The organism is Mycobacterium sp., from assembly GCF_036488105.1.
In the GTDB taxonomy this organism is placed as follows: domain Bacteria; phylum Actinomycetota; class Actinomycetes; order Mycobacteriales; family Mycobacteriaceae; genus Mycobacterium.
In genome coordinates this window covers 1-26,298 of record NZ_DASXHW010000489.1, presented here as the reverse complement: position 1 = coordinate 26,298, position 26,298 = coordinate 1, and the positions used below count along the sequence as shown (strand labels likewise).

Genomic DNA, 26,298 nt, shown 5'->3' with positions numbered 1-26,298 from the left:
TTTTTGCCCGCCTCCCAGCGAAAACCAGCGCCGGACGCTGACGTTTCACTGTGAGGCCGCATCGACCGCACGATCGCCTGGCCGGGTGACAGAAGAACTAGTCGGCCCGGGCGCTATGCGAGACTGTTTCGACGAAGCGACTGGAGGGATATACATGTCGGGCTGGACCAGGGGACGCCTCTTCGCCGCTCTGAAGGCAGCCGGAGTGGCTTCGATACTTGGCTGGGTGCTGGTGCTGGGTGCGGGTCCCGCGCTGGCGGATCCGCCTCCCGGCGATCCAGGGGTTGGCGGAGGGCCCGGTCCGGGGCAGGACCCGGCACCGTTCACCGGCGTCGCGCCGTTCGGGCCGCCAAGGCTCGTTCCTGCCAACGGCGCGACGGTGGGTGTGGCCCAGCCGATCATCATCAACTTCCCGGGCCTCGTCGATGACTCCGGTGCAGCCGAAAGCGCGGTCCACGTCTCTTCGGTCCCGCCCGTCCCCGGCAAGTTCTACTGGATGAAGCCTACGCAGCTGCGCTGGCGCCCGCTGAGCTTCTGGCCCGCGCACACCGCGGTGACCGTCGATGCGGGTGGCACCGTATCCAGCTTCCAAACGGGTGACACCCTGGTAGCGACGGCCGACGACGCCACGCACCAGCTGACCGTCACCCGCAATGGGGCCGTGGAGAAAACCATCCCCATGTCGATGGGGATGGCATCCGGCGGCCACCAAACCCCGAACGGCACCTACTACGTCCAAGAGAAGCTGCCGTCGGTGGTCATGGATTCCTCGACCTATGGCGTTCCGGTCAGCTCGACGTACGGATACAAGACAACGGTCGAGCTGGCCGTCCGATTCGATGACAGCGGCGACTTCGTACACAGCGCTCCCTGGTCGGTAGATGATCAGGGCAAGCGCGACGTCAGCCATGGCTGCATCAACATCAGCCCAACCAACGCGAAATGGTTCTTCGACAACTTCAACGCCGGTGATCCGATCGTGGTGACCAACTCCAGCGGCGGCACCTACGCCCGGCACGACGGCTCCAACGACTGGCAAAGTTAGCTCGCGGCGCTTCGAGACGAGATGTTGCTCCGTCAACGACCCGCGTCCTTTCGCTAGCCGCCTGCCCGACATGAGGCCAGCGCACGGGCGCCCAAATGGCGACGTCCTGATGCCATTGTTGCTAGCGTGGTGGCTATGGACAGTTCGACGCGGCGAACCACGGGCGTGCAGCGCGGTCCCCGAAGCCACCAGGTGGTCGAGAAGGTGCGCAACGCCACCATGGCCGAACTGGCACGGGTGGGGTTCCCGGGGCTGACCATCGAGGGAGTCGCCAAAGCCGCCAATGTCAATCGCACCACGATCTATCGGCGGTGGCCGTCCAAGGGCGCACTGCTGTTGGCCGTCCTGGAGCCCGGGCTTGAACGCTTCGACCACGATCCCGATACCGGTTCGCTGGGCGGCGATCTGCTGGCGCTGATGCTCATGATCGGGGAGACCGCGGCCTTGCCGGAGGGGCAGGCGGTCCACCGCGCGGTCGGGTCGACGTCCGACGAACTCAAGGAACTCGTCCATACCGTGAATGACCGTGCGCTCGGCGCCTTTCGTCGAGCCCTCGATCGCGCATGCGCCCGAGGCGAGGTGGGACCAACCGACGACACCGAAATGATCGCGCACCTGGCGTTCTTCGGCGTCGTGCTCTGGGGGGAGACCCACGAGCGCACACCCACCGAGCAGGAGTGTCGCCGAATACTGCGAATCGTGCTCGCACCGCTGGCCGACAGCACCTCGGCGCCACCCGCACACAGATGAGTCACCACACTAGGCAGCGTCTTCGCTGACCGTCCAGAGCTGGTCGATGGCGGCGAGGGCCTTGTTGAGGCTTTCGGCGGCAAGCGGTTTGAGATGGGCCATCTTCGGGTTGGCATCGGCCGTCGTGAGTTCGGCGGTGATGAACTGCGGCTGAAGCCCGGTCACCGACAGGACGTGTGATAGCCAGGTCTGGGCATGATCCCAGCCTTCGCGCGGCGTGCCCGGACCGTAACCGCCGCCGCGGCTGGCAAGCACGATGAAGTCGGTGTCGCCGAGCAAGCCGGTATGGGTCTCGTTGTCGATGGACAGCCCCGTGGCGATGATGTGGTCGACCCAGGCCTTGACCGTACTGGGCGGACCGAAGTTGTACAGCGGCAGACCGAGCAGGACCGTGTCGGCCTGTTTGATCTCGTCGATCAGTTCGGCGCTGAGCGCGAACGACGCATCTTGTGCCGCAGTGCGCTGTTCCGCGGTCACCATTCGCGCCAGTCCGGTCGCGGCGTCCAGGTGCGGTATCGGGCTCGTGCCGAGATCGCGGTAGGTCACCCTTCCGCCGGGATGGGCCGCCCGCCACCGATCGGCGGCCCGGGCGGTCAGTTGCCGACTCACCGAGACCTGGCCTCGGACCGAGGAATCGATGTGCAGCAGGTGTGACATCTCGAAACCCTCCATAGATCGTTGGTCGACCGTCCAACGTGAAGCTATCCCAGAAATGATTGAATGGCAACATTGTGTTGCCATTCGTGGTATCGTCGTGGCTTACGAACAGTTCGACGTGCCAAACGAGGAGCGCACACATGACGCTTGACCTGACGCCGGATCAGCTGCTGTCGACCACGCGCACGGTGCGCAAACGCCTCGATCTGTCGCGCCCCGTCGGGCGGGAACTGTTGGAGGAGTGCTTCGACCTCGCCTTCCAAGCACCAACCGGTGGCAACCAGCAGGGCTGGCACTTTGTCGTCGTCACCGACGCCGACCACAAGAAGGCCCTTGGGAAGCTGTACCGGAAATCCCAAAACGAGACCGAGCCGCCGTCGGCCCCTCCCGGACAGCAAGCCGTGATGAAGTCCGCCGCCTACCTGGCTGAGCACCTCCATGAGGTGCCGGTCCTGGTCATCCCGTGCATCGAAGGCCGGTATGAAAATGCTCCTCACCTTTGGCAAGCCATAGCGTGGGGATCGATACTGCCCGCGACCTGGAGTTTCATGCTGGCCGCCCGCGCCAGGGGCTTGGGAACAGCATGGACGACATTGCACCTGGCCCACGAACGCGACGCCGCCGCGGTGCTCGGGATCCCGTTTGAGCAGGTGACGCAGGCGGCGCTCATACCGGTTGCGCACACGATCGGTACCGAGTTCAGGCCCGGGACCAGGAGTTCCCAAGCCGAGCACGTTCATTGGGATAGTTATACTAGCTAAGTACCTAGCTTGGCGGAGATTAGAAAGGAAAGCGTATGGCGCGCACAGACAACGACACCTGGGACTTAGCGACCAGCGTGGGCGCAACCGCGACGATGGTCGCCGCTGCCCGGGCGATAGCCACCAAAGCCGAGAATCCTTTGATCGACGACCGGTTCGCCGATCCCCTAGTCCGTGCGGTCGGAGTCGATTTCTTCACCCGCTGGGCTACCGGTGAACTCGACGCCGCTGACCTCGACGACAGCGAGTCCGCGTGGCGGCTGGAGCACATGCCCGACGCGATCGCCGCCCGCACCCGCTATTTCGACTCGTTTTTCCTCGACGCGACCCAGGCCGGCATCCGCCAGGCGGTGATTCTGGCGTCCGGTCTCGACGCGCGGGCCTACCGGCTGGCCTGGCCCGCCGACATGACGGTGTTCGAGATCGACCAGCCACGGGTCATCGAGTTCAAGTCCACCACTCTGGCGGGTCTGCGCGCCGCCCCGATGGCCGACCTGCGCACCGTGTCCAGCGACCTGCGGCACGACTGGCCGGCCGCCTTGCGCGACGCGGGTCTAGACAGCGACCGGCCCACCGCCTGGATCGCCGAGGGCCTGTTCGGCTATCTGCCGCCCGAAGCCCAGGACCGCCTGCTGGACAACATCACCGCGCTCAGCGCGGACGGCAGCCGGCTGGCCACCGAAACCGTCCCGGACATGTCGCATCTGGATCTGGAAAAGGCCCGGGAAACGATGCGCAAAGCCACCGCCAATTGGCGTGACCACGGCTTCGAACTGGAGGTTGCGGACCTGGGATACGAGGGCGAGCGTCATGAGGTCCCCACCTACCTGGAGAACCTGGGCTGGCGCTCGGTCGGTACGCCGATGAAGCGGCTCTTGGCCGACAACGGACTAGCGGCCACGCCGCACGGTAGCGACTGGGTTCCGATGGCCGACAGTGCCTACTACACGTCCGTCTTGAGCAAGTAGTCGACCACGAGGCTCCGTGGTGCGACCCGATCACGCTGACATTCGCCTCAGCAACGGATTACCGACCCATCGGTCTGGACAGTTCCGGTTGTTTCCTGTCTTGTGTTGTGCCGGAGCGCACTTGGTCGCCTAACGCCTCCGGTCGCGACACGGTGGGTGCTGGCTGGCTGCTAGTCGAGGTCAGGTGATCAGCGGGGGACGGTCGTGCCGTGGTCGGCGGCGGCGGGCTGGGCGGTGCGGAGCCCGGAGATGATGATGTCGGTGGCCAGCTCGATGTGGTCGACGGGGTCCAAGGGGCCGTCAACGGGGTCGAATCGATCCGAGAGTGGGCCGAGGGTGAACGGCGCGGCGGCTCCGTGGGCGATGAGGAACAGCAACATTCGGGCAGGTACGCGTCGGACCAGGCCTGCGTCGGCGAGCCGGTTCAGGGCCCGCCATGCCGGAGTCAGCGTCGGCAAAGTGAACGACGTCATGATGTAGTCGAGGCGGCTGGTGGAATGCAGGCCTTCCTGGTTCATCAACCTGACGAGTTCGGGGCGACGGAGCGAGGCGATCAGGAAGGCGCGGATGCCCTCGCGTAGCCGCGACAGATCGTCGTCGGGAACCGTTCCGCGTTGCAGCTCGGCATTGAGATCGTCGGTCAGGCGGCGAAACTCGTGATCGACCGCGGCGTACCAGAGCTGCTCTTTTGAACCGAACCGTTGGTTGATGGTGCCGCGGCTGAGTCCCATCTCGGAGTTGAGTGTGCGCAGCGACATTCCGTCGTAGCCGTGCTCGGCGAAGGCATGTAACGCGGCCCGCAGGATGTCGTCGTCGTCTCGCATACGTGGCCGGCCGCGTGTCTCGGCGCTCTGCAGGGCATCTGTCGCCATGCCAGCACGATACCTCCCCGTGCAGATTTTCTTGACAGCTGGCGAGAAATAGTTCAAGCTGAGACCCGTGAAGCGCGAAGAACACGTACTCAACGAAACGTTCCAGCACGGGATCGCCTCGCACGGCGGCATTTACGACAGTTTCTGCGCACACCACGCTTCCCGCGGCGTGGATTGATCCTTTGGATCACCACCGGCGCGCTGCCACCAAACTGGACGAATTGCGTTATCGCTTGCACCTCAAGACAGTTCACGCGATCGCACTATCACCGCACGGGTACAGTCGCGCCGATACCATTGCCAACCCAAAACTCGCATCAATGAAATCTGCTCGCCTGCTCCGTCGGCCCGAGCGCGGGAACGGCTCCAGGGATCGAAGCACGACAGAAAGGGTCGATCGAATGTCGAAGTCTGCATCTGGATATGAGGTTTCGGTGCAATGAGTCTGAGCAGAACGTTGCGACAGAAGTTTCCATTCTTGAGGTATTCGTTCCTGCGCGGAGCTTTCGGCGGCCTGAACGCCATGCGGACGGGTCAGATGGGTGACGGCCGGGAAGAGGCGACGGCCGAGCACGTCATTGCCAACGCACCGGCAAACGATGTCGACGCCGCGATCGACGCCATCGACAATTTTGCCTACGACAAGTCGATCCTCATGAACGTTGGCGACGAGAAGGGCCAGCTGCTCGACGCGGCCGTCAAGCGCGCGAATCCGAAGCTCGCCATGGAACTCGGTGCCTACTGCGGATACAGCGGACTGCGGATCGCCCGAGCGGCACCGGGTGCCAAGGTGTTCTCCATCGAGAAGTCTGGCGCCAATGCCTCGGTGGCCCGTCGCGTGTGGGCGCATGCCGGCCTCGCCGATCGCGTCACCTGCATTAACGGCACCGTCGACGACGGGGCGACGCTCGAGGTTCTTGCCAAGGACTACGGATTCACCGAGGGCTGTTTGGATTTCGTGTTCCTCGACCACTGGAAGGACGTGTACCTGGATGACCTTCAGCGGCTGGTCGACCGGGGCTGGTTGCATCCGGGAACGATCGTCGTCGCCGACAACGTCGGCTTCCCCGGTGCACCCAAGTACCGCGCCTACATGAAGGACCAGCAAGGCAAGCAGTGGCAGACCATCGAGCACGAAACCCACGTCGAGTATCAGACGCTACTCAAAGACCTGGTTCTGGAGTCAGAGTTCCTGGGCTGAGCCGCGCCATCCTGATGATGACCAGTTAGGTGAATTCAGACGACGGAGCCTGGTGTGCTCAGCCACCCCGAAGCCTCAGTAATAGGTGCTGTACTGGGGCGCGCCGTCCGGCGGTATGTAGCCGCCCGATGAGTTCCGTAACTGCCAGATCAGTTCAGGGCAAAGCAAATTGACCGCATAACCGACAACGTAATTGGCCGCGAACTGATCGCTGGGAGTCACGTCCCGCTTCACGTCGCCGATGACCTGTCCGTACCCTTCGCCCTGACCGACCTTGTCGCAGATTCCATGGCCATAGGCAAGCGAGTCATTATTCGGAAAGTTGTATTGCCGCCGCACCGTCATGTCGTAGACGTACTCGACTTCAGGATTTGGAGCGGCGTGCGCTCGCGGTGCCGGCGCCAGCGGAAGCCCGCCGACGACAGCCGCGGCGGCGATCACAGCGCACAGCGACTTCCGACTATTCATGTGACCCGGTTGCACGGCGATCGACATAAATTGAGACGTTAAACTATATAACGGATAAGAACCAGCGATTCGGTGCACAGCCTCACTTCACTCACTGTGCTGGCGCTCCAGGTGTGAATCCCGAAGCTGCGCGCGAACGACCTTGCCTGCGCTATTGAGCGGCAACTCGGCGACCGAGTACCAATACTGCGGGATCTTGAAGCCGGCGAGCTTGACGCGGGCGAAAGAACTCAGTTCCTCGGGCCGCGGCGGATGCGCCGAGGCCGTCGGGACCACGAAGGCGGCCAGGGTTTCTCCGAGACGCGGATCCGGCACGCCAACAACGCCGACCGCTGCGACCGCGGGGTGGGCGCTGAGCGCATTCTCGACTTCCACCGGATAGACGTTCTCCCCGCCGCGGATCACCATGTCGTTACGACGACCGCAAAGACGGAGATAACCGGCGGCATCCACTACGCCCAGATCACCGGTGTGCAGCCACCCGTCGTCGGCCTGGACGGAAAGGTGCGCCGCGGCGGCGAACACGTCGCCAATTCCGGCCGCGTCCGGCTGGTCGATTTGCAGACGAAGGCCGCTCACCGGCCGGCCGACGGTGTGCAGAATGTCGGGTTTATCGACCGCAGCCAATCGATGATCGTCTGGGCCCAGGCTGGTGATCGGGCTGCCTTCGGTCTGGCCGTAGAGGCTGACCATCGAGACGTCTGGCAGGACGTCAAGGACGCGCCGCAACGTCTCGACGGTGATCGGCGAGGCGCCATAGATCAACGTCTTCAGCGGAACTGCGTCGAGAAGTCCCTCGCTGAGCAACATTTCGATCATGGTCGGTACGAGCAGGCAATGTGTGGCATCGAGCTGCTCCAGGTTGCGCCACCAATCGAAGGAGAATCTGGTGGTGCAGATGACCGCCGCCCCGGCGGTGAGGGCCACTAGAACGTTGCCTAGTCCGCCCATGTGATGCAGCGGCGAGCCGGTCGCGTAGCGGTCGTCGGGGCCGATGCCTATCAGACGGCGCAACAGCTCGGCGCGGGCATCGAGCACTGAATCGGTCAGCGAAACCAGCTTGGGAGCTCCGGTCGTTCCCGCAGTGTGCAGGCAGATCGCCGTGGGACCCGGCTCTGGATGCAGCGGACGGCTCGAGACCGGCAAGAAAGGTACCGTCACCGCCGCTACCCCAGCCGCGTCCGCAACCTGTCGAGCTGTCTCGGCGAACGCGGCCTCCGCGAGCAGGACTGAGGAACCACTCCGACGCACCGTCTCAGCCAGCTCCATGGGAGTTTGTCGCGGCCCGAGCGGAGCGAGCGGTCTGTTGGCCGCGGCACCGCCTAACAGCAGTGCAAGCGCACGGGCGTTGGTGGTGAGCAACGCGGGGATCGGCTGGCCTGCCTGCACATCGAGTTCGGCGAGCAGGTCCGCGGCGGCGACGGCCTTTCCCAGCAGTTGACCGCCAGTCACGGAGCCCACTTCGCCGATGACCGCTGGACGTTCACTGCGTTCGTGGACTGCGCAAATCCGCTCGAGCCACGTCATACGAGCGGTTTTAGCGGACTCGTCGGGTTAGTAGCTATCACATCTCTCCTGGCCGTTTCATCAAAGCGATAAATAGTTTACTGTTTGAGTGAATTGTCGCGAAGGAGGGCACGGCGACGTGCGGATCATTGTCACCGGCGGAAACAGTGGCGTCGGGAAGGCGACCGCGCATGCGATGGCCGCCGCCGGTCACGAAGTGGTGCTCGCTTGCCGGACCCCGGCAAAGGCGCACGAGGCCGCGGCGTCGATGCCCGGCGATGTTGAGGTTCGTGAGCTGGATCTGGCCGACCTCACCAGCGTGCGCAAGTTCGCCGACACCGTCGATTGGGTCGACGTGCTGGTGAACAACGCCGGCGTGCTGGGCTTGCCGCTGACCCGCACGGCGGACGGCTTTGAGGCTCACATTGGCACCAACCACCTCGGCCACTTCGCATTGACATGCCTGCTCGGCGACCGGATCCGCGACCGCGTCGTGGCGGTGGCCAGCACCAACTACAACACCGCCCGCATGCACTTCGACGACCTCAATTACCACCATCGCCGCTACAACCCGTGGTCGGCCTATGGGGAATCCAAGCTGGCGAACCTGCTGTTCGTGCGGGAATTGGTCGCGCGTGGCAAGACCGCCTATGCCTCGGATCCCGGCATGACCGACACCGGGATCACCCGTAACGGTTCGGGCGTATTGCAGTGGGCGGGCAGGGTGCTCTCGCCGCGCATCGCGCAGAGCCCAGCCGACGGCGCCCGTTCGACCATTCAGGCGATCACGACCACGTTGCCTAACGGCACCTACATCGCGCCGCGTGGACTGATGCACCAGTGGGGCAGACCGAAGCCCACCAAGCTCAGAGACAAGGCGTGCGACGGGGATAGCGCACGACGACTTTGGGAGCTCTCCGCAGAGTTGACCGATTGTCAGTGGCAGGAATCATGACAGCTGACATCGATTCGACGGACAGTGCTTACCGCCGTCCCCAGTTGCGACTGGCGCCCAGCCCTACCGCCGAATCCGTTGCGTTCTGGACAGGTGGGCGCAACGGCGAGTTAGTGATCACCCGGTGCCACGGCTGCGGCCACTTCTTCCACCCGCCGGGTCCGGCCTGCTGGCGCTGTCGCAGCACCGACGTGGCACCAGAACCCGTCTCCGGGCGGGCAGCCGTGGCGGCGTATACGGTCAACCGCCAGAACTGGATTCCGGGTTTCGAACCGCCCTACATTGTGGCGATGGTGGAGCTGGCCGAGGAGCCCGATACTCGGCTGATTTCCAACGTGGTCGACGTTGCGCCGGACGACATCAGCGTCGGGATGGCCGTCGAGGTCTTCTTCGAGGACTGGACCGTCCTGTCGGGCGAGGACGACAGTCGAGTATGGCTGCCACTATTTCGTCCAGTTGAGTCGACGTAGAGCGCCAAACCGGCTCGGCCCCTGGGCTTCGGTGCTAACGTGACAGTCAACTGTCATACTGTGAACTCACAGACGAGGATTGTGATGACCGGCCAAGCCATGCACGTCACGCTTCAGTCCGCCGACGACATCACGCCCGACGTCCTGACGTCGCTACTACGCCGACACGATCCCGACGCGACGGTCACCGGCGTCACAATTGGACGCACCTGGCAGGGCACCACATCGCACCTGCACCTCGACGTGAAGTACGCCGATTCGCATGCCCGACTTCCGCGGCGGCTCTTCATCAAAACTCAACTGACAACGGTGCACGACCTGCCGGAGGCATTCGACGAATCGTTGTCCGAAGGTGGTGGTGGGACTGTTCTATACGACGACGAGACCAAGTTCTACCGCGACCTGCGTCCGGACCTGAACGTCGAGACCATGACGACCTACTTCGCCGACCACCTCGACGGTCCATCGCAATTCCTGATCCTCGGCGAGGACATCACCTTGCGCGGCGCGCAGGTCCCCGACGCGGTGGCCGGCCTTACCGTCGAGCAGGCCGACGCGCTGCTCGCCACATTGAGCCAACTGCACGCTCCGTTCTGGGGCAGCCGACGACTGGTCGACGGCGGCGACCTGTCCTGGCTACAGGATCCCGTCACAGGTGGATTTGCAGACTTTCTGCGCGACAACGGGTTTGCGATAATCCGCGGACTGATGGACGCCCCCTACAAGAAGGCCCTCCTGGATACCGCGGGCACCGACATGGACGGGATGGAGTCGGCGTTCTGGAGCCTCCAGGAGCGGGTGGCTCGCGACCCGATCACAGTGCTGCACGGCGACCCGCATCCGCGCAACACGTATGTGCTGCCCGACGGCCGAATGGGTGTCCTTGACTGGCAACTGATTCGGCGCGGCTCGTGGTCACACGACATTGGCTATGCGTTGATCGCCGCGCTATCCCCGGAGCTTCGGCGGGCGCACGAGCGTGAGTTGCTGGACAACTACCGCGGTCGTTTGCTCGACGCCGGCGTCACCTCGGTACCCACCCGCGAGGCGATGTGGACCGCTTATCGCGAGAGCCCGGCCTGGGGGTTCTGCATGTGGGCGATCGCACCCGACCAGATGTATTCGGTCGAGGTCGTCGGCGCGGTGCTCGACCGCTTCGCTCAGGCTTATTCCGACCTGGGCACCGGGACGTTGTTGAGCTGACTGCTGTCTACACCTCGTTGATGACGAATTCGGGTATCCGATAACCGCTTTCGCCGAGGTCGACGATGCGCATCTGCACCGGCTGACCGATTCGGACATCGGCCGGATCCGCATCGATGACCGCGTTGATCCGTAGGCCCGGCTGCTCCACCAGTTCGACGAGCCCGACGACGTACGGCGGCACCCGGCCGGGAACGAGGGCCTGGCGGACCACGATGTAACTGAAGATCGTGCCGTCCCCGCTCACTTCCTCGAAGTGCACGGGACCACCGGTGTACCGGCTGCGTTCCAGCGGCGGGTGGATCCATTTCCCGGTGTCGTCGCAGCGGCACAGCATCAACTTGCCATCCTTGAGACCCTGCCAATACGGCGCCGAATCCGGGTCGGGCACCGGAACCGGTGCCGCCAGTGCGGGATTCGTCATGGGTGCTCCCTGCTGTAGACGTTCGCACCGCCGAAGGGCCCGCCGCCCGCAGTCACCAGTGCCAGTTGGGCGTCCTCAACCTGCCGCACACCGGCCGCGTGGCGCAGTTGTAGCGCCGCCTCGTAGTGGTGGTTAAGGCCGTGGATGTAGCCCTCGGACAGCAGTCCACCGTGCGGGTTGACCACTACGTCACCGCCGTAGGTGGCGCGTCCGGTCGAGAAGAACTTGCCCACCTCGCCTTTCTCGCAGAAGCCGAAGCCCTCCATGGTGGCCATCACGGTGTAGGTGAAGCAGTCGTACATGCATGCCACGTCCATATCGGCGGGATTCAGGCCTGTCTTCTCCCAGATCCTTGGACCTGCTGTGCGCGAATACATCTCGGTGGGGTCGTCCCACTCGCTCCAGCCGGCCCCGCCCTGCGAATTCGACGATCCGACCAGCCACATCGGGGGCTGCTTGGTATTGCGGGCAAGATCCTCACCTACAATCAGCACCGCTACCGCGCCGTCGACCTCCGATGTGCAATCCAGTACCCGGAACGGCTCGTTGATCCAGCGCGCCGCGAGGTAGTCATCCATGGTCAGCGGTTCGCGTCGCAGAGCGTGCTCGTTGGGCCCCGCATGATTACGCTGAGTGATCGCGATGTGCCCCAAATCCTCGCTGGTGGAGCCGTACTCATGCTGATGGCGACGGGCCCACATCGCGAACCACTGCGGCGGCACCATGAAACCGGACGCCGTGTCGAACTGGTCGTGGTGCTGCACCTGCATTGGTCCCTCGACATGGCCGAACCGGTAGCCCGACCGGCCATTGAGCGACCGGTACACCAGCACGGCCTTGCACATACCGGCCTCGATGACCGCAGCGGCGGTGGCGATTTGGTCAGCCACGAGATTGCCGCCGCCGTACATGGCGTTGGCCCAAGCCAATTCGTCGATACCCAGTGCCCACCCGACGAAGATCGGCTGCTCGGAGTCGTTGGCCATGAAAGTGCAGATACCGTCGACGTCGGCCGGCGTGAGGCCTGCATCGGCGATGGCATCGCGGCAGGCGGCCACGGCCATCCCGCGGGTCGTGCGGCCGGAGTTACGGGAGTACTCCGTACGGCCGATCCCGACGACGGCGCAGGTCATATGGGGCTCCGATCTACTTGGGCGGTGGATCGCGCGGCAATCCCAGAATGCGCTCGGCGATCAGGTTTCTGACGATTTCCGACGTGCCGCCCGCGATCGTCAGGCACCGGCTGAACAGAAAGTCGTGCACGACGTCGGGTTCCTCGCCGACGAGGATGGCCTGATCGGCGATGCGCAATGCCAACTCTGCCACCCGCTGAGCGTGCTCGGCCCCGAACAGCTTGGCGATGTTGCCTTCGATTCCTGGCCCGGCGTCAAAGACGGCCCGGGCGGCCTGCCGCAGATTCAGCGTGGCCAAGGTGTACGACTCGATCAACAGTGCGCCGACCTCGCGGGCAACGCTACCGTCGTCGGGCCGATGCCGTGCCAGCAGATCGATCAAAGCGTCGGCGGTCATCGTGACCGAGCCACCTCCGATCGACACCCGCTCGTTGCCGAAGGCCGCCATCGCCACGCTCCAGCCGTCGTTGACGGCGCCGACCACATCGCCATCGGGGACGAACACGTCGTCGAAGAAGACCTCGTTGAACAGCGTCTCGCCGGTGATCTCGGTGAGCGGGTGGATCCGCACCGCCGAGTCGTTGAGGTCGATGATCATCGCCGTAATGCCTTTGTGCTTGCCTACATTCGGATCGGTACGCACCGTGGCCAGCCCGCGCTGGCAGTTCACCGCATCACTGGTCCACACTTTCTGTCCAGAGACCACCCAACCGCCATCGACCCGCCTGGCCTTGGTGGCAACCGCCGCCGCATCCGAGCCTGCGCCGGGCTCACTGAACAGCTGGCACCACCGCAGCTCACCCTCGAGGCTCGGCCAGATCAATCGGTCGACCTGCTCGGCACTCCCGTGCTGTAGCAGCGTCGGCACCACCCATTCGCCGAGGCCCAGGCTCGGTTTGTCCAACCCGTCAAGAGCGTCCTCGATGATCAACTGCTCGACGCTGTCCGCAGCCCGTCCATACGGCGCGGGCCAATGTGGTTGCAGATAGCCACTGCGCGCCCAGAGCCGTTGGCGGTCGTCGACGTCGGAGGCCTCCAGTTCGGCCCGAAAATCCAGTGCTGCCTGACGATATTGTTCGGCGCCCTCGGGCAGGTCTACAGACTGTCGCCGGCGCACGCCGTCGCGCTGTAGCGCGATCACCTTGTCCCGCAGCGCATCCTGATCGCCGGCGAAGGCCTGCAGGATGGCGGCTCGTCGAATGTAGAGGTGAGCGTCGTGCTCCCAGGTATAGCCGATGCCGCCGTGCACCTGCACGTTTTGCAGCGCCACCCGCTGGTAAGCGGTCAGCGCGTGTCCGGCAGCCATCGTCGCAGCCAACTCAGCCTCCGCGCCAACGGCGCGTGCGGCGTCCCACGTCGCGGCGGTTGCGAGCTCGGTATCGACGAGCATGTTCGCGCAGTGATGTTTTACCGCCTGGAACGAGCCGATAGGCCTGCCGAACTGCTCGCGACCGACGGCGTAGGCCGTCGCCATCTCGGTACAGGCGCCCAGCCCGCCAACCGCTTCGGCCGCGGCCAGCAGCCGAAGAATGCGCGTCGCTATCCCGGTCGCGCCGGGGAAAATCTCGGCAGCAGGCACGCTGCTGAGGCTGACCACTACCACCGGGGCAAGCAGCCGGTCCACCGAGTCGAAGGTTCGGATACTGACACCGTCACCGGCCTGCACCAGGACGAGGTCGTCGCCGGCGGGAAGCAGGAACAGGTCAGCGCCTGCCTCGGCCAATGCCGGCACTCCAGCGGCGGAAACCGTCGAATCACGAACGGAGGCATCGCCGTTCGTGCCGACGCCCGCGACCACATCACCGGACACCAGCCGCGGCAACCACCGCTCGCGCTGGCCGTCGGTCCCTGCTTCGGCGATCACCGCGGACACCACGACCGTGGGCAGAAAAGGTCCACCCACCGCCGCGCGACCGAGTTGCTCCAGCACGATGGTCAGTTCAGGCAGTCCATAACCCTGACCGTCGAACTGTTCGTCGACGTGCAGGCCAAGCCACCCAGTCGAGACGATCTCTTTCCAGAGTCCGTCGGTAGACCACCACCGGCCGGTCTTTTCGCGGTCAAGGAGAATCCGGCGGGCACCCGCTGTGCCCGCACGCCCGGCCACCATCGCGTTCGCCACTTGGGCGAGTGCGCGGTGATCCTCGGTTATCGCCAATGGCATTGGCAGCCCTCTACCGGTCTGCCAGCACGCGTTCGCCGCGCGGTGCCCAGCCAGTGAGGGACACCGTGTTCAGATCGAGCCACTCCCCCAATGACAGCGTTCCGGCCATCACACGCTTCAGGAATTCCGCCATCACGACATCGGGCTCGTTGTCCAGCTCATAGATCACCATGTAACGGTGCGTCGGCGGCGGTAGCTGAGCCGGCAGGTCCTCGTCGTCCGGCACGTGCAGTTCGGTGATGTCGTAACGCTGCGCCGCAACCACCCCCGGTACGTCGAGAACCTCGGGCACGTGCTGAGCGTCGTACCACTTGTTGAAGGCATCGTCTTCACCCTCGATCGGGTTGGTGAGCGCTATGAAAAGGTTCGGAGCCACGCCACACGCCTTTCGCAACGGCCAGGGATACGTCACACTATGACAGTTGACTGTCATAGTCAACATGGCCCATCCTATTACCTGCCATATGGCGCCGCGGTCCGGGCGCCATGGGTTCCCCAGTCACCACCGGACCATGAACGGAAGGCGCCAGATGAGATTCGCCGTCAACCTCCCCAACTGCATGCACGTTGCCGCGATCACGCAGCCGTGGGAACACCAACTCACCGGCACCGACATCGCCCGAGTGGCCCAACGCGCCGAGCAACTGGGCTTTTCGATGGTCTTCTTGCCCGAGCACTTCCTCACTCCGACTAGTCATCTCGAGTTCTCCGGAGATCATTACTTCGAAGCGACCACCGCCCAGGCCTTCGTCGCCGGCGCCACGTCGAAAATCACCATCGGTTCGATGGTCACGATCCTGCCGCTACACAACCCGATCATCGCCGCGAAGCAGATCGCGACGCTCGACTGGCTGAGTGGCGGTCGGGCCCAGACCACCGTCGGTGTCGGCTGGCTCAAAGAGGAATACGACGCGATCGGCGTACCCTTCTCCAAGCGTGGCCGCATCGCGGACGAGTGTCTCGAGGCGATGTTCGAGTTGTGGCACAGCGATTCGCCGAACTTCGACGGCGAGTTCGTCAAGTTCGGCGACATCGCGTTCGGGCCCAAGCCGATCTCCAAACCCCACCCGACGGTGTGGATGGGCGGGGATGCCGACGCGGTGCTGCGCCGGGCGGCCAAGTTCGGCGACGGCTGGGCGCCATGGCTGACGAAGCCCGACGAACTGCCGGCCAAGCTGGACTACTTGCGCTCGCAGCCGGGGTTTGACGACCGGCCGTTCTCGCTGTTCTACAGCCTGGCGGTGCTGTCCATCGGCGAAGAGCACGCCATCGTCGACGACCCCAACGCGCATTTCGGCCAGAACGCCCAGCAGGTGATCGACAACTGCAACATGCTCGCCGAGCGCGGCGTCACGGACACCTGGGTCAATCCGCCTGCGCTGGAAGGACTTAATGCCTATCTCGACCACATGCAGTGGGTGGCCGAGGAAATCATCCCGAAGGTCGGATGACGACCCGCTATGACGGCTTGAAGTTCAGCGGGACTGATTGCAACGACATCGTCCCGGTCGGCCAGGGCATCTGTGGTGGCTTACCTTGAGCCAGAGTGTATTCGGGTATGCGGGAATGCCATTCCTCGAGGATCAGTCGGAGTTCGAGACGCGCCAAATGCGAACCCAGGCACCGGTGCGGACCACGGCCGAACGCAAAGTGCACGACCTTGCTGTCGAGATGAACCTCATCGGCATCCTGATACCGCTGCGGATCACGGTCCGCGCTGCCATAACTGAGCATGACCGTGGTGTCCTTGGGCACCAGCCTGCCCGCCACCTCGACCTCCTCGGTGGTGACACGTGGCGCGAACGGGACAGGTCCGTCGACGCGCAAAATATCCTCGATGAATGCCGGAATGAGCGTGAAGTCGTTCGCGACACGGCGGCGCATCTCGGTGTCGGCGGCCAGCCTGGCGAGGGAGAATCCGACGGCAGAGGTGACGGTGTCCAGCCCGGCCAGCACGAACATGAAGCACAGGCCGAGGATTTCGTCGTCCGACATGCCGCCTTCGCCGGTGTCTTGAATCAGCTCGGTGAGCATGTCGCTGCCGGTCGAATCGGCGCGCCGCTCAGCGATGTGCTCGGTCAGATAAGTGAACAACTCCAGCGCGTGAGCCATCACCTCCGGGGTGGCTTCGGTGCTACTCGGATCGGTGAATTGCAGAATCGCATCCTTCCACCGCACCAGCCGGTCGCGGTCCGCCATGGGCAGCCCGAACAACGTCAAAAAGACCTGGGAAGGAAACGGCGTGGCGAGATCGGTTACCACGTCGCACTCGCCGCGCACCACGATAGCGTCAATCAATTCACCTGCCTGCCTGCGTAGTTCCGGCTCACGTTCGGCCATCTTCTTTGGGCTGAAGAACGGATCGAGCATTCGGCGGAACCGGGTGTGATCCGGTGGATCGATCGCGATCGGCACCAGCGGAACGGGGCTTCCCAGACGGTCGAAAGCTCTTGCCGACGAAAAGATCTCAGGCCTCTTGGCCGCGAACTCGACGGCCTCGGCGCTGGTCAGTACAACCTCGTCACCCGACCTCACCGCCTGGCCCGCCTCCCGTAGCTCCCGCCAGGCGCGGGTACGGTCCTCCGCAAAGGGCAGATCGTTGATATTCAGTGTTCCGGTCACGCCTAGATCGGTCATCGAGACGGAGATCCTCTCTGCACGCGCCGACCGGTGCCGACGTACCATTTTGACAGTGCACTGTCATATATTCGAAGTATCGTCGGTACCACGGCGGGTGTCAACGATGTGCCGGCACCCGTGGCCGTTGTACTGTCAGGACACCCGTACGTATGAGGAGGTTGGCCGATGGCCCGGGGCGACCGATCACCGCGCGACGAGCACGCGGACCGGATCCGGAATGCTCTGCTGAACGCGGCCCTGAATCTTTTCAGCACCAACGGGTACGACGAGACCACCACGGACCAGATCGCCGAGAGCGTCGGCGTCTCACCGAGAACCTTCTTCCGCTACTTCCCCACCAAAGAGTCGGTGCTCTTCTTCGGTGAGTACGACTTCATCGACGCCGTAAGTGGCGTCTACCTCGCTCAACCGGAGAAGGTGTCAGATTTCGAGGCGTTGGCGAATTCGTTCGCCCTGCTGGCGCCGGGCCTCAAGCGCATCCGTAAAAGGATCGCGCAGTACCACGAGGCGGTCGCGTCGTCGCTGGTGCTGGTGGGCCGCGAACGCCGAAACCACGAGGCCAACGCCGAGACCGTCGCCAAGGTGATCGCCGAACGCCGCCGATTGCCGGCACCCGATAGCGAATGCCGGCTATTGGCGGCGGTCGGCATGTTGCTGGTCGAGCGGGCCCTCAACCAGTGGTTGGCGACGCCGGGCCGCTCGCTCGACGACCTGATCCGCCAGGAGTTCGCCGCCCTGCCCGCGGTCCTGAAGTAGCGCGACCTAGCGATCGGCCATCCGGGTGCCATCGGGGCAGTGCCGGGGCGTTCCCGGTCCGCAGTACTGCGTACGCAGATAGCTCGGGTAGTTCTGGGTCGGACCGGCGTAGAACCCGGCGAGGTTCACCGGCACGTCGTACACACCGATCGCCACCACGTGCAGAAAGCCGGTGACCGCCAGCACTCTGAGCAGTCCCCTGACCCATGGACCGGTCCACCGCAGAGTCTCCACACCCGTCTCCACCCGGATCCTGCCGTCGCGGTTTCGGAAAAACATCAGCGCACCACTCGAACTCAGCACCAGCGACCATAGGACGGGGCCGTACAGCGGAATCTGGATGGTCTGACCGGCCCACAACGTGACGCCGGGAATCGACGCCGGATAACCGAGCAGACCGTGGCGCACCGCAAAGATCTCGAGTGGAAACTCGATCACGTAGACCGTGAGCCACCCGGCGCAGAAGGTACGGACGGGTCCCAGTGCCGGCCACCGATGCCTGGCGCGACCCATCGCCCAGCGGGCGAGCGAGCCCATCGCCAGCGGCATCCAGACGTAGATCATTCCGATCATCAGCACCGGTTCGGCCATCAATCGACCGTCGGGACTCAACCAGCCGGGGATGTTCTGGGTCCAGTTGCCAAAGTTCACCAGGCCGGCGTTGTAGAACAGTGCTGGCTGGAACCAGTTGATCAGCGGGTCATGCCACCACGCGATCGCCGATCCGATCACGATGGCCGCTTCGACGCAGAGTTGACGCTCGCGCACGCTCTTACGGATTACGTAGCCGATCGCGACCAATGCCAGGATTGGGCAAGCGATTTGGAAGGCGGTCATCGCCCATCGGGTCGCTCCGGGGATCGGGTCGGGACCTGGATTCACCGGGGTTGCATTGCCCGACGCGATCCATGAGATGTAGACGTAGGCGGCGATCACGACGCATACCGCGCCGAGGCTCGACCAGAACAGCACTGGCCGAACGGTCTTGATCCGTGCGATTTCCATGGCAGACAGCTCTGCCTGGCTAGGGGACTTCAGATCCGTCACGGCGCAGCTCCTTTGACATGACCAAACCAAAGATGACAGTTCACTGTCACAGTGTCAACGTCCGGCTGCAGATGCGGGTGCGGCTATCGGTACAGCCGGTTCATCAGCGCGGCGAGCAACACCCTCCATCACAGATTCTGGTGACAAACCAGATATAGTGAACTAGGTTACACATGTAGAAAGATCGCCTGAACGTGCTGGAGCCCGCTCCCTCACTTGCTCGTCGAGAGGCAACGATGCTTTTCGCCACGTCACAATTGGCACCACCAGCAACCCTCGACCCATCCGGGGTCTGGTTCTTCAACTGGGTGATACCGATCGCCGGCAGCGTCTTCATTGTTCTGGCGGTAGCCGATGTCATCCGGCGGCGGCGCCTGACCTGGGGCTTCCTGTTCCTGTTCAACAGCCTTGCGGTGTACTGGATGGAGACCGTCGGCGACTGGGGCCAGATGTTGTTCTACAGTCCGGCGTTTGCGCAACACCATCTACTCGAGTGGCTGCCGATCAAGACTCCCAACGATCCGCTGTTCATGCCGTTCGCGTACGCGGTGTACTGGGGAGTACACGCGATCCTGGTGTTGTGGCTGAGTCAATGGGTGTCCGCGCGGTTCGGTTGGAGCATGCTCAAATCCATGGTGGTGCTTGCGATTCCGGTCAACTACGTCTGGGACTTCGCCGTCGAGGGCACCGCCACGGCGATGGGATGGTGGACGTACGATCCCGGCATCGGGCCCGTTCTCCAGTGGGGCAACGGCGGTCGCATCACCTTGCTCTGGACCATCGGCATCATGTGCGTGTGGCCCAACCTGATCGCCTATTGGGCCGGTAAACCACCGATTCGCGGCCTCAACCATTTCGAGCGATTCTGCCGATTGGATCGTTTCACCGTCCCACGCACCACGTTGCCGCCGCCCGGCGGAACCGAAAGTCGAGGCGGGACAGCCGTTGCCATCAAGGAATTGGTCTCGACCAAGCAGCAGGAATTCGACGACTACCTCAACTACGAAGTGGTGATTCCGCGATGGCGCTTCGAACTCATGCGACTGGGCGCCTGGTTCATCGTCTTCCAGGTCACCTTCTTTGTCTTTCTCATCATCCCGCTCGTAGTGCTGCGCGCGGTGACTGGCGCCGACAGCCCTTACATTCCGTGATCCAGAGGGAGACCTGGTGGCAAGTGACCGTATGAATGAGATGCCCGCGGAATTCTTTCTTCCTCCGCAGACCAACGACGCGCTGACGCGAGAAACGATCCGGCTCGTCGCAGGAAGCGTGACGTTCATCGTGATCCTCGGCGTCATCGTGGCCCTGACCCAAGGCATCGTCGTCACGGTGTGACGCGGCGGCGGGTTTCGCCACCCCACCCAGACTCATCTAACATTGGTGTCACTTCTAGCGGAGGTGATGGACGTGACGCCTGAGCGGCTGGTTGTCTGCGCAAGTCACAGCCCGGGCAAGGAACGCGACGTCGAGCACGCCTTCGGTCGCCGGTTCCGCTCGGCGCTGACGTCAGCGGCGGCGCGAGCACAGCAGTTCGATCCCGACGTGGTGATTGTGTTCGGCGGCGACCACCGGCGCGCGTTTCGCCATGTAGTGCCGGCGTTCGGGGTTGCATTGTCCGCGTCGATTCTGGCCGAGGGCGGCCATCCGGCCGGCGACCTGAACGTCCCGTCCGAGCTGGCACGCCGACTGTGTGAGCACCTGCTGTCAGCGGGATTCGACGTCGCCGCGTGTCGTGATATCGGACTGGATCACGCGTTCGCCCAACCCGTTCGGGATCTTCTCGGGGAGTTGTCGGTCAAGCCGGTCATCCCAGTGCCGGTGAACTGTGCCACGGCTCCACTTCCGACCGGCCGCCGGGTGGCTGAATTCGGTACCGAGGTTGGCCGGTTCCTCGACGGCATCGCGGAGCGGGTGCTGGTGATCGGCACCGGAGGGTTGTCGCATTCACCCCCAAGTCTTGAGGTCGATACCTACGACATCAGCGACGAGGACCGGGCGCGGATCATCGCCGAGGGTATGGCGGAGGCGCGCACGAAGATCCGTCCCGACTGGGACGCCGAGGTATTGGACGCGATGTCGAACTGGGATGTCGCTGCACTGATTCGACTCGTCGACAACGCTCACGCCCGTGCGGGCGCGGGCGCCAATGAGGTCAGGACCTGGCTTGCCGCGGGCGCTGCGGGCGGTGGGCGGCCGGTCACGCCGTTGGTTTATGAGCCCGTGCCGGAATGGATCACCGGGATGGCGGTCGCCGCTTCGTCTTGATCAGCGGCGGGATTCAGGAGGCTGCTAGCTTTGATCTGACATTGCCGTCATTAGTTTCAGGAATGGGCCAGAATTGACGAATGCTCCGTTGACGGGCATCACTGTGGTGAGCCTCGAGCAGGCAGTCGCGGCACCATATGCGACCCGCCAGCTCGCCGACCTGGGCGCGCGGGTGGTGAAGGTCGAGCGGCCGCAGGGCGGCGATTTCGCCCGCGGCTATGACCGGACGGTGCACGGGGAGTCGAGCTACTTCGTCTGGCTGAATCGCGGCAAAGAGTCGTTGACCGTGGACCTCAAGCAACCCGAGGGCAGACGCATCGTTGAGCGTCTGCTGGAGGGCGCCGACGTGCTGGTGCAGAATCTCGCGCCGGGTGCTGCGGCTCGGATGGGATTGGATGCCGAATCGGTGGCCCGCACGCATCCGCAGATCATCACGGCGACGATCAGCGGCTACGGTCAAGACGGCCCTTGGAGCGACCGCAAGGCTTACGACCTGCTGGTACAAGCCGAGGCTGGGCTTCTGTCGGTGACCGGCTCGCCGGCCGAGGTGGCGCGCACCGGTGTGTCGATCGCCGACGTCGCCGCCGGCATGTTCACCTTCTCCGGAGTCCTCACCGCGCTCTACACCCGCGCCACTACCGGTGCGGTACATCCGGTGTCGGTGTCGCTGTTCGACGCCTTGGTTGAGTGGATGTCCCAGCCGCTCTACTACGGCAGGTACGGCGGAACGGCGCCGCCCCGCACGGGTGCGCGGCATCCGACGATCGCCCCGTACGGCCCGTTCTTGGCCGGCGACGGCGGAACAGTGTTGCTCGCCGTGCAGAACCCCGCCGAGTGGCAACGGCTCTGCGAGACCGTCTTGGACAGAACGGATCTCGTCGCAGACCCGCGGTTCGCTACGAACCCGGATCGGGTTGCGAACCGCGACGAGTTGGAGGCGATCATCACGTCCGTGACGGCCCGGCTGAGCGCGGGGGAACTCGAGGAGCGCCTGCAGAGCGCGGGCGTGGCACACGCGCGCATGAACGGTGTCGACCAGTTGTGGCTGCATCCGGTACTTGTCGGCCGGGACCGGTGGCACGAGATTCAGACGCCGGGCGGTCCGGCCGCCGCGCTGCCGCCGCCCGCTGCCCTGGCCGGCGTCGATCCGCTGATCGGTGACGTGCCCGCGCTGGGCGAGCACAACCGAAAGATCCTGCGCGAGTTGGGATATTCAGCGCCGACGATCGATGAACTCATCGCCGCGGGTGTCACGACCGCGTAGCGCACGACCCGACTACTTCGTGCGTCCGAAGAACCCGCGATTGATGCAGGTCATCAACACATCGATCAGATCGTCGTCGTCAATCGGGTCGGGTAGATCGAGAGCGGCCTGCGGCACCCGGGTGACGAGCGCTCGCAGGATCAGCGCCGAGACCACCGGATCGAACGGGTACCGATCCGGTCCGCGGATCAGCATCCTGGCCGCACCGATATCCATCTGGACCTGTCCGTTCTCTCCGATGCTCACGATGGTGGGATCGTCGGTAGTGCCCTCCGCCCATGCCTCGATGCAACCCGAATACCGGTCGTAGAACTCGACGTAGGTGCCCAGCCACTGCCGGAGAGTCGACTTCTTGGCCACCGGATCGACGTCAGCGATCCGGTGGGCGAATGCCATTCCAGCGCCGTAGATTTCGGCGGCCACGGCGGCGAGCAGATCCTGCTTGTCGCTGAAGTATTTGTAGAACGTGCCTCGCGCCACGTTGGCCGACTCGACGATGTCATCGACACTGGTGCTGCGGTAGCCCCGCGCACGGAATTGAGCGGCGCCGGCATCGGCCAAAGCATTCACCGTGATGACGGCCCGCTTGCTGAGGCTCGCGGTGCGCTCGCTGACCGACAGCCCTTCGACGTCCGGTGCCGGGGGCACTGCGACCGCGTCCACCTCAGCCGCGGGGTCGGCGCTGGCGTGCAGACCTAGCGAGGTCAACACGGATGGCGGGGTGTCGGGGAACAACATCAGTTGCAGGAAGACCGACAACGTGTCAACCGCGTCCTTGGCGCTGCGGCCGTAGGCGCGGTCGGTGTGCACGAACAGATTGATGCGGTGCACCAGCGCGGTCATCGTCATGGCCGCGACTTCCGGGTCCAGACCCTTCAGGCCCGACGCGGCGAGCCGCTCGGCGACACGATGGTTGTAACTGCGCACGAACCGGGTGATTTCGGGACGCACCTTGGTGTCAGACGAAGCGATCGCCGTCCACTGCACGAACATCGTGGAGTACTTGTCGAAAACCCAGCTCCATTCGCCCAGCCACCAGTTCAGGTTGTCGAAACCCACCTCGTCCGGCCCGAGCGCACCGATGCGCCGGGCCACCCGAAACAATGCGCTGCCACATTCGTTGAGCAGCTCGAGGAAGATCTCGTCCTTGCCCTTGAAGTACTGGTAGAGGGTGGCCCGGGATACCCCGGCTGCTTTCGCGATCGCGTCGACCGACGTGTCGAAGTACCCGACCCTGCCGAACAACTCGAGCGAGACCTCGGTGATCCGGCCTCGGGTGGTGGCGCCGCGAGCGCCCACGGCGGGGCTGGAGGGGCCGTAACTGGCCCGGCGGACGATCGAGGCTTCGGACATAGCGAGTTAAGCCTATGGCCGATCTCGGGTGCCCGCGTCGCGCCCACCGGCGTTTCGCGAGAGGAGAAACTCCGCGGTGCCGGTGATCGCCACACCGCCCGTCTGCCGGGTGGCGGTCAACTCCACGCTCACCCGGTTCGCGTCGGACTCCGCAGACACCGCGGTCACCGTGCCCGAACAGGTCAGCACATCGCCCGGCCAGACCTGCTCGCGGAACCGGACGCCAAAACGGCGCACGCTGCCCGCGCCCAGCCAGTCGGTGGCGAACCCGGCCAGCAGCGCCGCAGAGAACATGCCCTGCGCGAACACCGAGGGGTAGCCGGCGGACCGCGCGAGCTGATCGTCGTAATGCATGGGGTTGAGGTCTCCGGACGCGCCCGCGTAGCGGACGAACATCTGCCGGGTCAGCGGTCCGAAATCGCGAGCCGGCGCCTGCGTGCCGACACTCAACGCGGTGGTCGCCGTCAGCTGCGCTCCTGCGCCGTCGGCGGGGCTCATCGGGGGGCCGTTTCGATGAAGGTGGCTTTGGCCTCGGCGACGAGTGCTCCCCGAGTGTCGCGGTACTCGGTGACCACGGTCGCGAAACGCATTGTGCCCCCGCGTTTGCCCGGTTTCGAGTACCGGTCGACGACCCTCTCGTGCGCCGTCAGGACATCCCCGGTGGCGGGCAGATCGCCGTGGAAGATGTACTCCTGCTCGCCGTGCAGCAGGCGCTTGCGGTCGAACCCCACGTCGACCCGGACGCCGGCCGGTGCCCAGCGGCCGGCGGTAGTCAGGAACGTCGGCGGGATGATCGCGTCCGGACCACGGTAGGCGGGATCGTCGCACAACATGGCATCGGCGAACTCGGCGATCTTGCCACGCTCGACGACCAGCACCCACGGCCGTCCGGCGTAGGCGTCGGGCGATGCAGTCATAGTGACCAATACTGTCAGAAAATCTGCAGAACCGGAACTGAAAAGTCGCTTCATCACCAATAAGCTGCTTGTCGAAAGATGACATTGCTGCCAGAATCGGTGGCCATGGTCGAGTTGGCGGCGAGCTATGTCGCAGGCAAATGGGTGTCGGATGCGCACGCCGGGACATTGGACGTGACGTCGCCGAGCACCGGCGAGCTGCTCGGCTCCGTGGGTGTTGCCGGCGCGGCCGAAGTGGACTCCACGGTCGCGGCCGCCCGCGGCGCACTGCCGGACTGGGGGCGGGTGCCCGCCGCCGATCGCGGCGCAGCGCTGGGCCGACTCGCCGATGCGCTGAACGCACGCAAAGGCGAACTGGCCGACCTGACGACCGCGGAGATCGGCTCGCCGCGATCCTGGAGCACGTTCGGCCAGGTCATCACCGCGGTCGGCGTGCTACGCGCCTATGCGGCAATCGCCCCGGACTATCCCTTCTCGTCGAGGCGGGCTTCCATGACCGGAGGCACCGTCGAGGTGCGTCAGCTTCCGGTCGGCGTCGTCGGCGCCATCGTGCCGTGGAATACGCCGCTGTTCATCTCCGCGCTGAAGCTCGGCCCTGCCCTTGCCGCGGGTTGCACGGTGGTGCTCAAGCCATCGCCTGACGCCCCGCTCGAATTCGGCATGCTGATGGAGGCGATCGAGGAAGCCGGATTGCCCGATGGAGTGGTCAATGTCGTCAACGGCGGTGCCAAAACCGGCGAGCTGCTGACCGATCATCCAGGCGTCGACAAGATCAGCTTCACCGGGTCGACGGCCGTCGGCTCACAGATTGCGGCGTCGTGCGGCTCCCGCATCCGCCGCTGCAGCACCGAGCTGGGCGGAAAGTCTGCCGCCATCGTGCTGCCCGACGCACCACTGGAGACGACGCTGCCCGGGTTGGTCGCCGGTGTGATGGGCAACAATGGTCAGCTATGCGCCGCACTGACCCGTATCTTGTTGCCGCGCAGCCGGTATGACGAGTTCGTGGCCGCACTCACCTCCGCGGTCGCCGGTCTGGTCGTCGGAGATCCCGCTGACCGGGCCACCGATGTCGGCCCGCTGATCAACGAGGCCGCGCGCGACAGGGTCGAGGGGTTCCTGCGGCGCGCGCCGGGCGACGGCGCCGCCATCCTGGCCGGAGGTGAGCGACCCGACCGCCCCGGATGGTTCGTCTCCCCCGCGCTCGTCGCGGCGACGAACGACATGGAGATCGCCCGCGAGGAGGTCTTCGGTCCGGTCGCGGTCGTGATCGCCCACGACGACACCGCCGACGACGCGGTGGCCATCGCTAACGACTCCCGCTACGGCCTGGTCGGCGCGGTGTGGTCTGCCGACGAGGAACGGGCGGCGGCAGTGGCGGCCCGGCTGCTGGTGGGTTCGGTAGCCGTCAACTCGACTGCGGTGCTCGACTTCGCCAGCCCGTTCGGCGGATTCAAGCAGTCCGGCATCGGCCGCGAGGGG

Annotated in this window: 27 protein-coding genes and 1 pseudogene; 15 read left to right on the top strand and 13 right to left on the bottom strand. The window is 64.6% G+C overall.

Translation table 11 applies throughout. The features are described 5' to 3' along the window. Nucleotides 1-154 precede the first annotated feature (154 nt). Together VGH54_RS25645 and VGH54_RS25640 are read left to right on the top strand one after the other, a co-directional pair. Entirely contained in the window at nucleotides 155-1,045 is an 891-nt protein-coding gene (locus VGH54_RS25645) for a L,D-transpeptidase (protein ID WP_331514941.1), read from the top strand. A 135-nt stretch (nucleotides 1,046-1,180) separates the two neighbouring features. Next, the gene (locus tag VGH54_RS25640; RefSeq protein WP_331514940.1) at nucleotides 1,181-1,795 is read left to right on the top strand and encodes a TetR/AcrR family transcriptional regulator; all 615 of its coding nucleotides are present in this window, start codon (nucleotides 1,181-1,183) and stop codon (nucleotides 1,793-1,795) included. Nucleotides 1,796-1,804: 9 nt separating this feature from the next. On the opposite strand, the gene VGH54_RS25635 is transcribed toward VGH54_RS25640, so the two are convergent. Next, nucleotides 1,805-2,452 (bottom strand): FMN-dependent NADH-azoreductase, encoded by a 648-nt coding sequence (locus tag VGH54_RS25635; protein ID WP_331514939.1) that lies wholly within the window; start codon nucleotides 2,450-2,452, stop codon nucleotides 1,805-1,807. Nucleotides 2,453-2,592: 140 nt separating this feature from the next. Here VGH54_RS25635 and VGH54_RS25630 point away from each other — a divergent pair, with 140 nt between their 5' ends. Next, the gene (locus VGH54_RS25630) at nucleotides 2,593-3,213 is read left to right on the top strand and encodes a nitroreductase family protein (RefSeq protein ID WP_331514938.1); all 621 of its coding nucleotides are present in this window, start codon (nucleotides 2,593-2,595) and stop codon (nucleotides 3,211-3,213) included. Nucleotides 3,214-3,248: 35 nt separating this feature from the next. Beyond that, complete coding sequence (locus tag VGH54_RS25625; RefSeq protein ID WP_331514937.1) at nucleotides 3,249-4,181, top strand: class I SAM-dependent methyltransferase; 933 nt, start codon at nucleotides 3,249-3,251, stop codon at nucleotides 4,179-4,181. Nucleotides 4,182-4,369: 188 nt separating this feature from the next. On the opposite strand, the gene VGH54_RS25620 is transcribed toward VGH54_RS25625, so the two are convergent. Next, complete coding sequence (locus VGH54_RS25620; protein ID WP_331514936.1) at nucleotides 4,370-5,053, bottom strand: TetR/AcrR family transcriptional regulator; 684 nt, start codon at nucleotides 5,051-5,053, stop codon at nucleotides 4,370-4,372. Between the two features lie 439 nt (nucleotides 5,054-5,492). Here VGH54_RS25620 and VGH54_RS25615 point away from each other — a divergent pair, with 439 nt between their 5' ends. Continuing rightward, nucleotides 5,493-6,254, top strand: a complete 762-nt coding sequence (locus tag VGH54_RS25615) for an O-methyltransferase (protein WP_331514935.1) — start codon at nucleotides 5,493-5,495, stop codon at nucleotides 6,252-6,254. A gap of 75 nt (nucleotides 6,255-6,329) precedes the next feature. Here the strand turns inward: VGH54_RS25615 and VGH54_RS25610 are convergent, their stop codons facing one another. Together VGH54_RS25610 and VGH54_RS25605 are read right to left on the bottom strand one after the other, a co-directional pair. Next, nucleotides 6,330-6,749, bottom strand: coding sequence for a DUF732 domain-containing protein (locus tag VGH54_RS25610; RefSeq protein ID WP_331514934.1), 420 nt, complete (start codon nucleotides 6,747-6,749; stop codon nucleotides 6,330-6,332). Between the two features lie 60 nt (nucleotides 6,750-6,809). After that, a complete protein-coding gene (locus tag VGH54_RS25605) occupies nucleotides 6,810-8,249 on the bottom strand; it encodes a fatty acid--CoA ligase family protein (protein WP_331514933.1) in 1,440 nt (479 codons plus the stop codon). Nucleotides 8,250-8,367: 118 nt separating this feature from the next. On the opposite strand from VGH54_RS25605, the gene VGH54_RS25600 reads away from it, so the two are divergent. The 3 genes from VGH54_RS25600 to VGH54_RS25590 all read left to right on the top strand — a co-directional run bounded on the left by VGH54_RS25600 (nucleotide 8,368) and on the right by VGH54_RS25590 (nucleotide 10,856). After that, on the top strand, nucleotides 8,368-9,183 hold the full coding sequence (locus VGH54_RS25600; protein ID WP_331514932.1) for an SDR family NAD(P)-dependent oxidoreductase: 816 nt from the start codon (nucleotides 8,368-8,370) through the stop codon (nucleotides 9,181-9,183). Next, complete coding sequence (locus VGH54_RS25595; protein ID WP_331514931.1) at nucleotides 9,180-9,653, top strand: Zn-ribbon domain-containing OB-fold protein; 474 nt, start codon at nucleotides 9,180-9,182, stop codon at nucleotides 9,651-9,653. The genes VGH54_RS25600 and VGH54_RS25595 overlap by 4 nt, the downstream gene beginning before the upstream one ends. A gap of 84 nt (nucleotides 9,654-9,737) precedes the next feature. Then, complete coding sequence (locus VGH54_RS25590; RefSeq protein WP_331514930.1) at nucleotides 9,738-10,856, top strand: phosphotransferase; 1,119 nt, start codon at nucleotides 9,738-9,740, stop codon at nucleotides 10,854-10,856. A 7-nt stretch (nucleotides 10,857-10,863) separates the two neighbouring features. On the opposite strand, the gene VGH54_RS25585 is transcribed toward VGH54_RS25590, so the two are convergent. From VGH54_RS25585 to VGH54_RS25570, 4 genes are read right to left on the bottom strand one after another with little or no spacing between them, the layout of a single operon-like run. Next, nucleotides 10,864-11,280: a Zn-ribbon domain-containing OB-fold protein gene (locus VGH54_RS25585; RefSeq protein ID WP_331514929.1), complete on the bottom strand. Its 417-nt coding sequence runs from the start codon at nucleotides 11,278-11,280 to the stop codon at nucleotides 10,864-10,866. Further along, nucleotides 11,277-12,413 (bottom strand): thiolase C-terminal domain-containing protein, encoded by a 1,137-nt coding sequence (locus VGH54_RS25580; RefSeq protein WP_331514928.1) that lies wholly within the window; start codon nucleotides 12,411-12,413, stop codon nucleotides 11,277-11,279. The genes VGH54_RS25585 and VGH54_RS25580 overlap by 4 nt, the downstream gene beginning before the upstream one ends. A gap of 13 nt (nucleotides 12,414-12,426) precedes the next feature. Then, nucleotides 12,427-14,577, bottom strand: coding sequence for an acyl-CoA dehydrogenase (locus tag VGH54_RS25575; RefSeq protein ID WP_331514927.1), 2,151 nt, complete (start codon nucleotides 14,575-14,577; stop codon nucleotides 12,427-12,429). A gap of 10 nt (nucleotides 14,578-14,587) precedes the next feature. Then, a complete protein-coding gene (locus VGH54_RS25570) occupies nucleotides 14,588-14,953 on the bottom strand; it encodes a hypothetical protein (RefSeq protein WP_331514926.1) in 366 nt (121 codons plus the stop codon). 154 nt (nucleotides 14,954-15,107) lie between these two features. On the opposite strand from VGH54_RS25570, the gene VGH54_RS25565 reads away from it, so the two are divergent. Continuing rightward, nucleotides 15,108-16,028: a TIGR03619 family F420-dependent LLM class oxidoreductase gene (locus tag VGH54_RS25565; RefSeq protein WP_331514925.1), complete on the top strand. Its 921-nt coding sequence runs from the start codon at nucleotides 15,108-15,110 to the stop codon at nucleotides 16,026-16,028. Between the two features lie 7 nt (nucleotides 16,029-16,035). Here VGH54_RS25565 and VGH54_RS25560 read toward each other — a convergent pair whose 3' ends face one another. Next, a complete protein-coding gene (locus VGH54_RS25560) occupies nucleotides 16,036-17,214 on the bottom strand; it encodes a cytochrome P450 (protein ID WP_331514924.1) in 1,179 nt (392 codons plus the stop codon). A 168-nt stretch (nucleotides 17,215-17,382) separates the two neighbouring features. On the opposite strand from VGH54_RS25560, the gene VGH54_RS25555 reads away from it, so the two are divergent. Beyond that, a complete protein-coding gene (locus tag VGH54_RS25555) occupies nucleotides 17,383-17,973 on the top strand; it encodes a TetR family transcriptional regulator (protein WP_331514923.1) in 591 nt (196 codons plus the stop codon). A 144-nt stretch (nucleotides 17,974-18,117) separates the two neighbouring features. On the opposite strand, the pseudogene VGH54_RS25550 reads toward VGH54_RS25555, so the two are convergent. Further along, nucleotides 18,118-18,810 (bottom strand): annotated as a pseudogene (locus VGH54_RS25550) (spirocyclase AveC family protein); the annotation flags it as partial. Nucleotides 18,811-19,256: 446 nt separating this feature from the next. Between VGH54_RS25550 and VGH54_RS25545 the strand changes: the two are divergent. The 4 genes from VGH54_RS25545 (at nucleotide 19,257) to VGH54_RS25530 (ending at nucleotide 22,549) form a co-directional block, all read left to right on the top strand. Next, nucleotides 19,257-20,171 (top strand): spirocyclase AveC family protein, encoded by a 915-nt coding sequence (locus VGH54_RS25545; protein WP_331514921.1) that lies wholly within the window; start codon nucleotides 19,257-19,259, stop codon nucleotides 20,169-20,171. 16 nt (nucleotides 20,172-20,187) lie between these two features. Continuing rightward, nucleotides 20,188-20,355 (top strand): DUF7156 family protein, encoded by a 168-nt coding sequence (locus VGH54_RS25540; RefSeq protein ID WP_331514951.1) that lies wholly within the window; start codon nucleotides 20,188-20,190, stop codon nucleotides 20,353-20,355. A 66-nt stretch (nucleotides 20,356-20,421) separates the two neighbouring features. Further along, complete coding sequence (locus VGH54_RS25535; RefSeq protein WP_331514947.1) at nucleotides 20,422-21,285, top strand: 3-carboxyethylcatechol 2,3-dioxygenase; 864 nt, start codon at nucleotides 20,422-20,424, stop codon at nucleotides 21,283-21,285. A gap of 73 nt (nucleotides 21,286-21,358) precedes the next feature. Next, nucleotides 21,359-22,549 (top strand): CaiB/BaiF CoA-transferase family protein, encoded by a 1,191-nt coding sequence (locus tag VGH54_RS25530; protein ID WP_331514920.1) that lies wholly within the window; start codon nucleotides 21,359-21,361, stop codon nucleotides 22,547-22,549. A 12-nt stretch (nucleotides 22,550-22,561) separates the two neighbouring features. On the opposite strand, the gene VGH54_RS25525 is transcribed toward VGH54_RS25530, so the two are convergent. Genes VGH54_RS25525 through VGH54_RS25515 form a run of 3 tightly spaced genes read right to left on the bottom strand, consistent with a single transcriptional unit; the run spans nucleotide 22,562 to nucleotide 24,819 of the window. Further along, the gene (locus tag VGH54_RS25525; protein WP_331514919.1) at nucleotides 22,562-23,902 is read right to left on the bottom strand and encodes a TetR/AcrR family transcriptional regulator; all 1,341 of its coding nucleotides are present in this window, start codon (nucleotides 23,900-23,902) and stop codon (nucleotides 22,562-22,564) included. Between the two features lie 12 nt (nucleotides 23,903-23,914). Beyond that, nucleotides 23,915-24,400, bottom strand: coding sequence for a MaoC/PaaZ C-terminal domain-containing protein (locus tag VGH54_RS25520; protein ID WP_331514918.1), 486 nt, complete (start codon nucleotides 24,398-24,400; stop codon nucleotides 23,915-23,917). Further along, the gene (locus VGH54_RS25515) at nucleotides 24,397-24,819 is read right to left on the bottom strand and encodes an FAS1-like dehydratase domain-containing protein (protein ID WP_331514917.1); all 423 of its coding nucleotides are present in this window, start codon (nucleotides 24,817-24,819) and stop codon (nucleotides 24,397-24,399) included. Before VGH54_RS25515 ends, VGH54_RS25520 begins: the two co-directional genes overlap by 4 nt. 78 nt (nucleotides 24,820-24,897) lie before the next feature. Here VGH54_RS25515 and VGH54_RS25510 point away from each other — a divergent pair. Beyond that, nucleotides 24,898-26,298: aldehyde dehydrogenase (locus tag VGH54_RS25510; RefSeq protein ID WP_331514916.1), on the top strand; the 1,401-nt coding region annotated here is incomplete at its 3' end.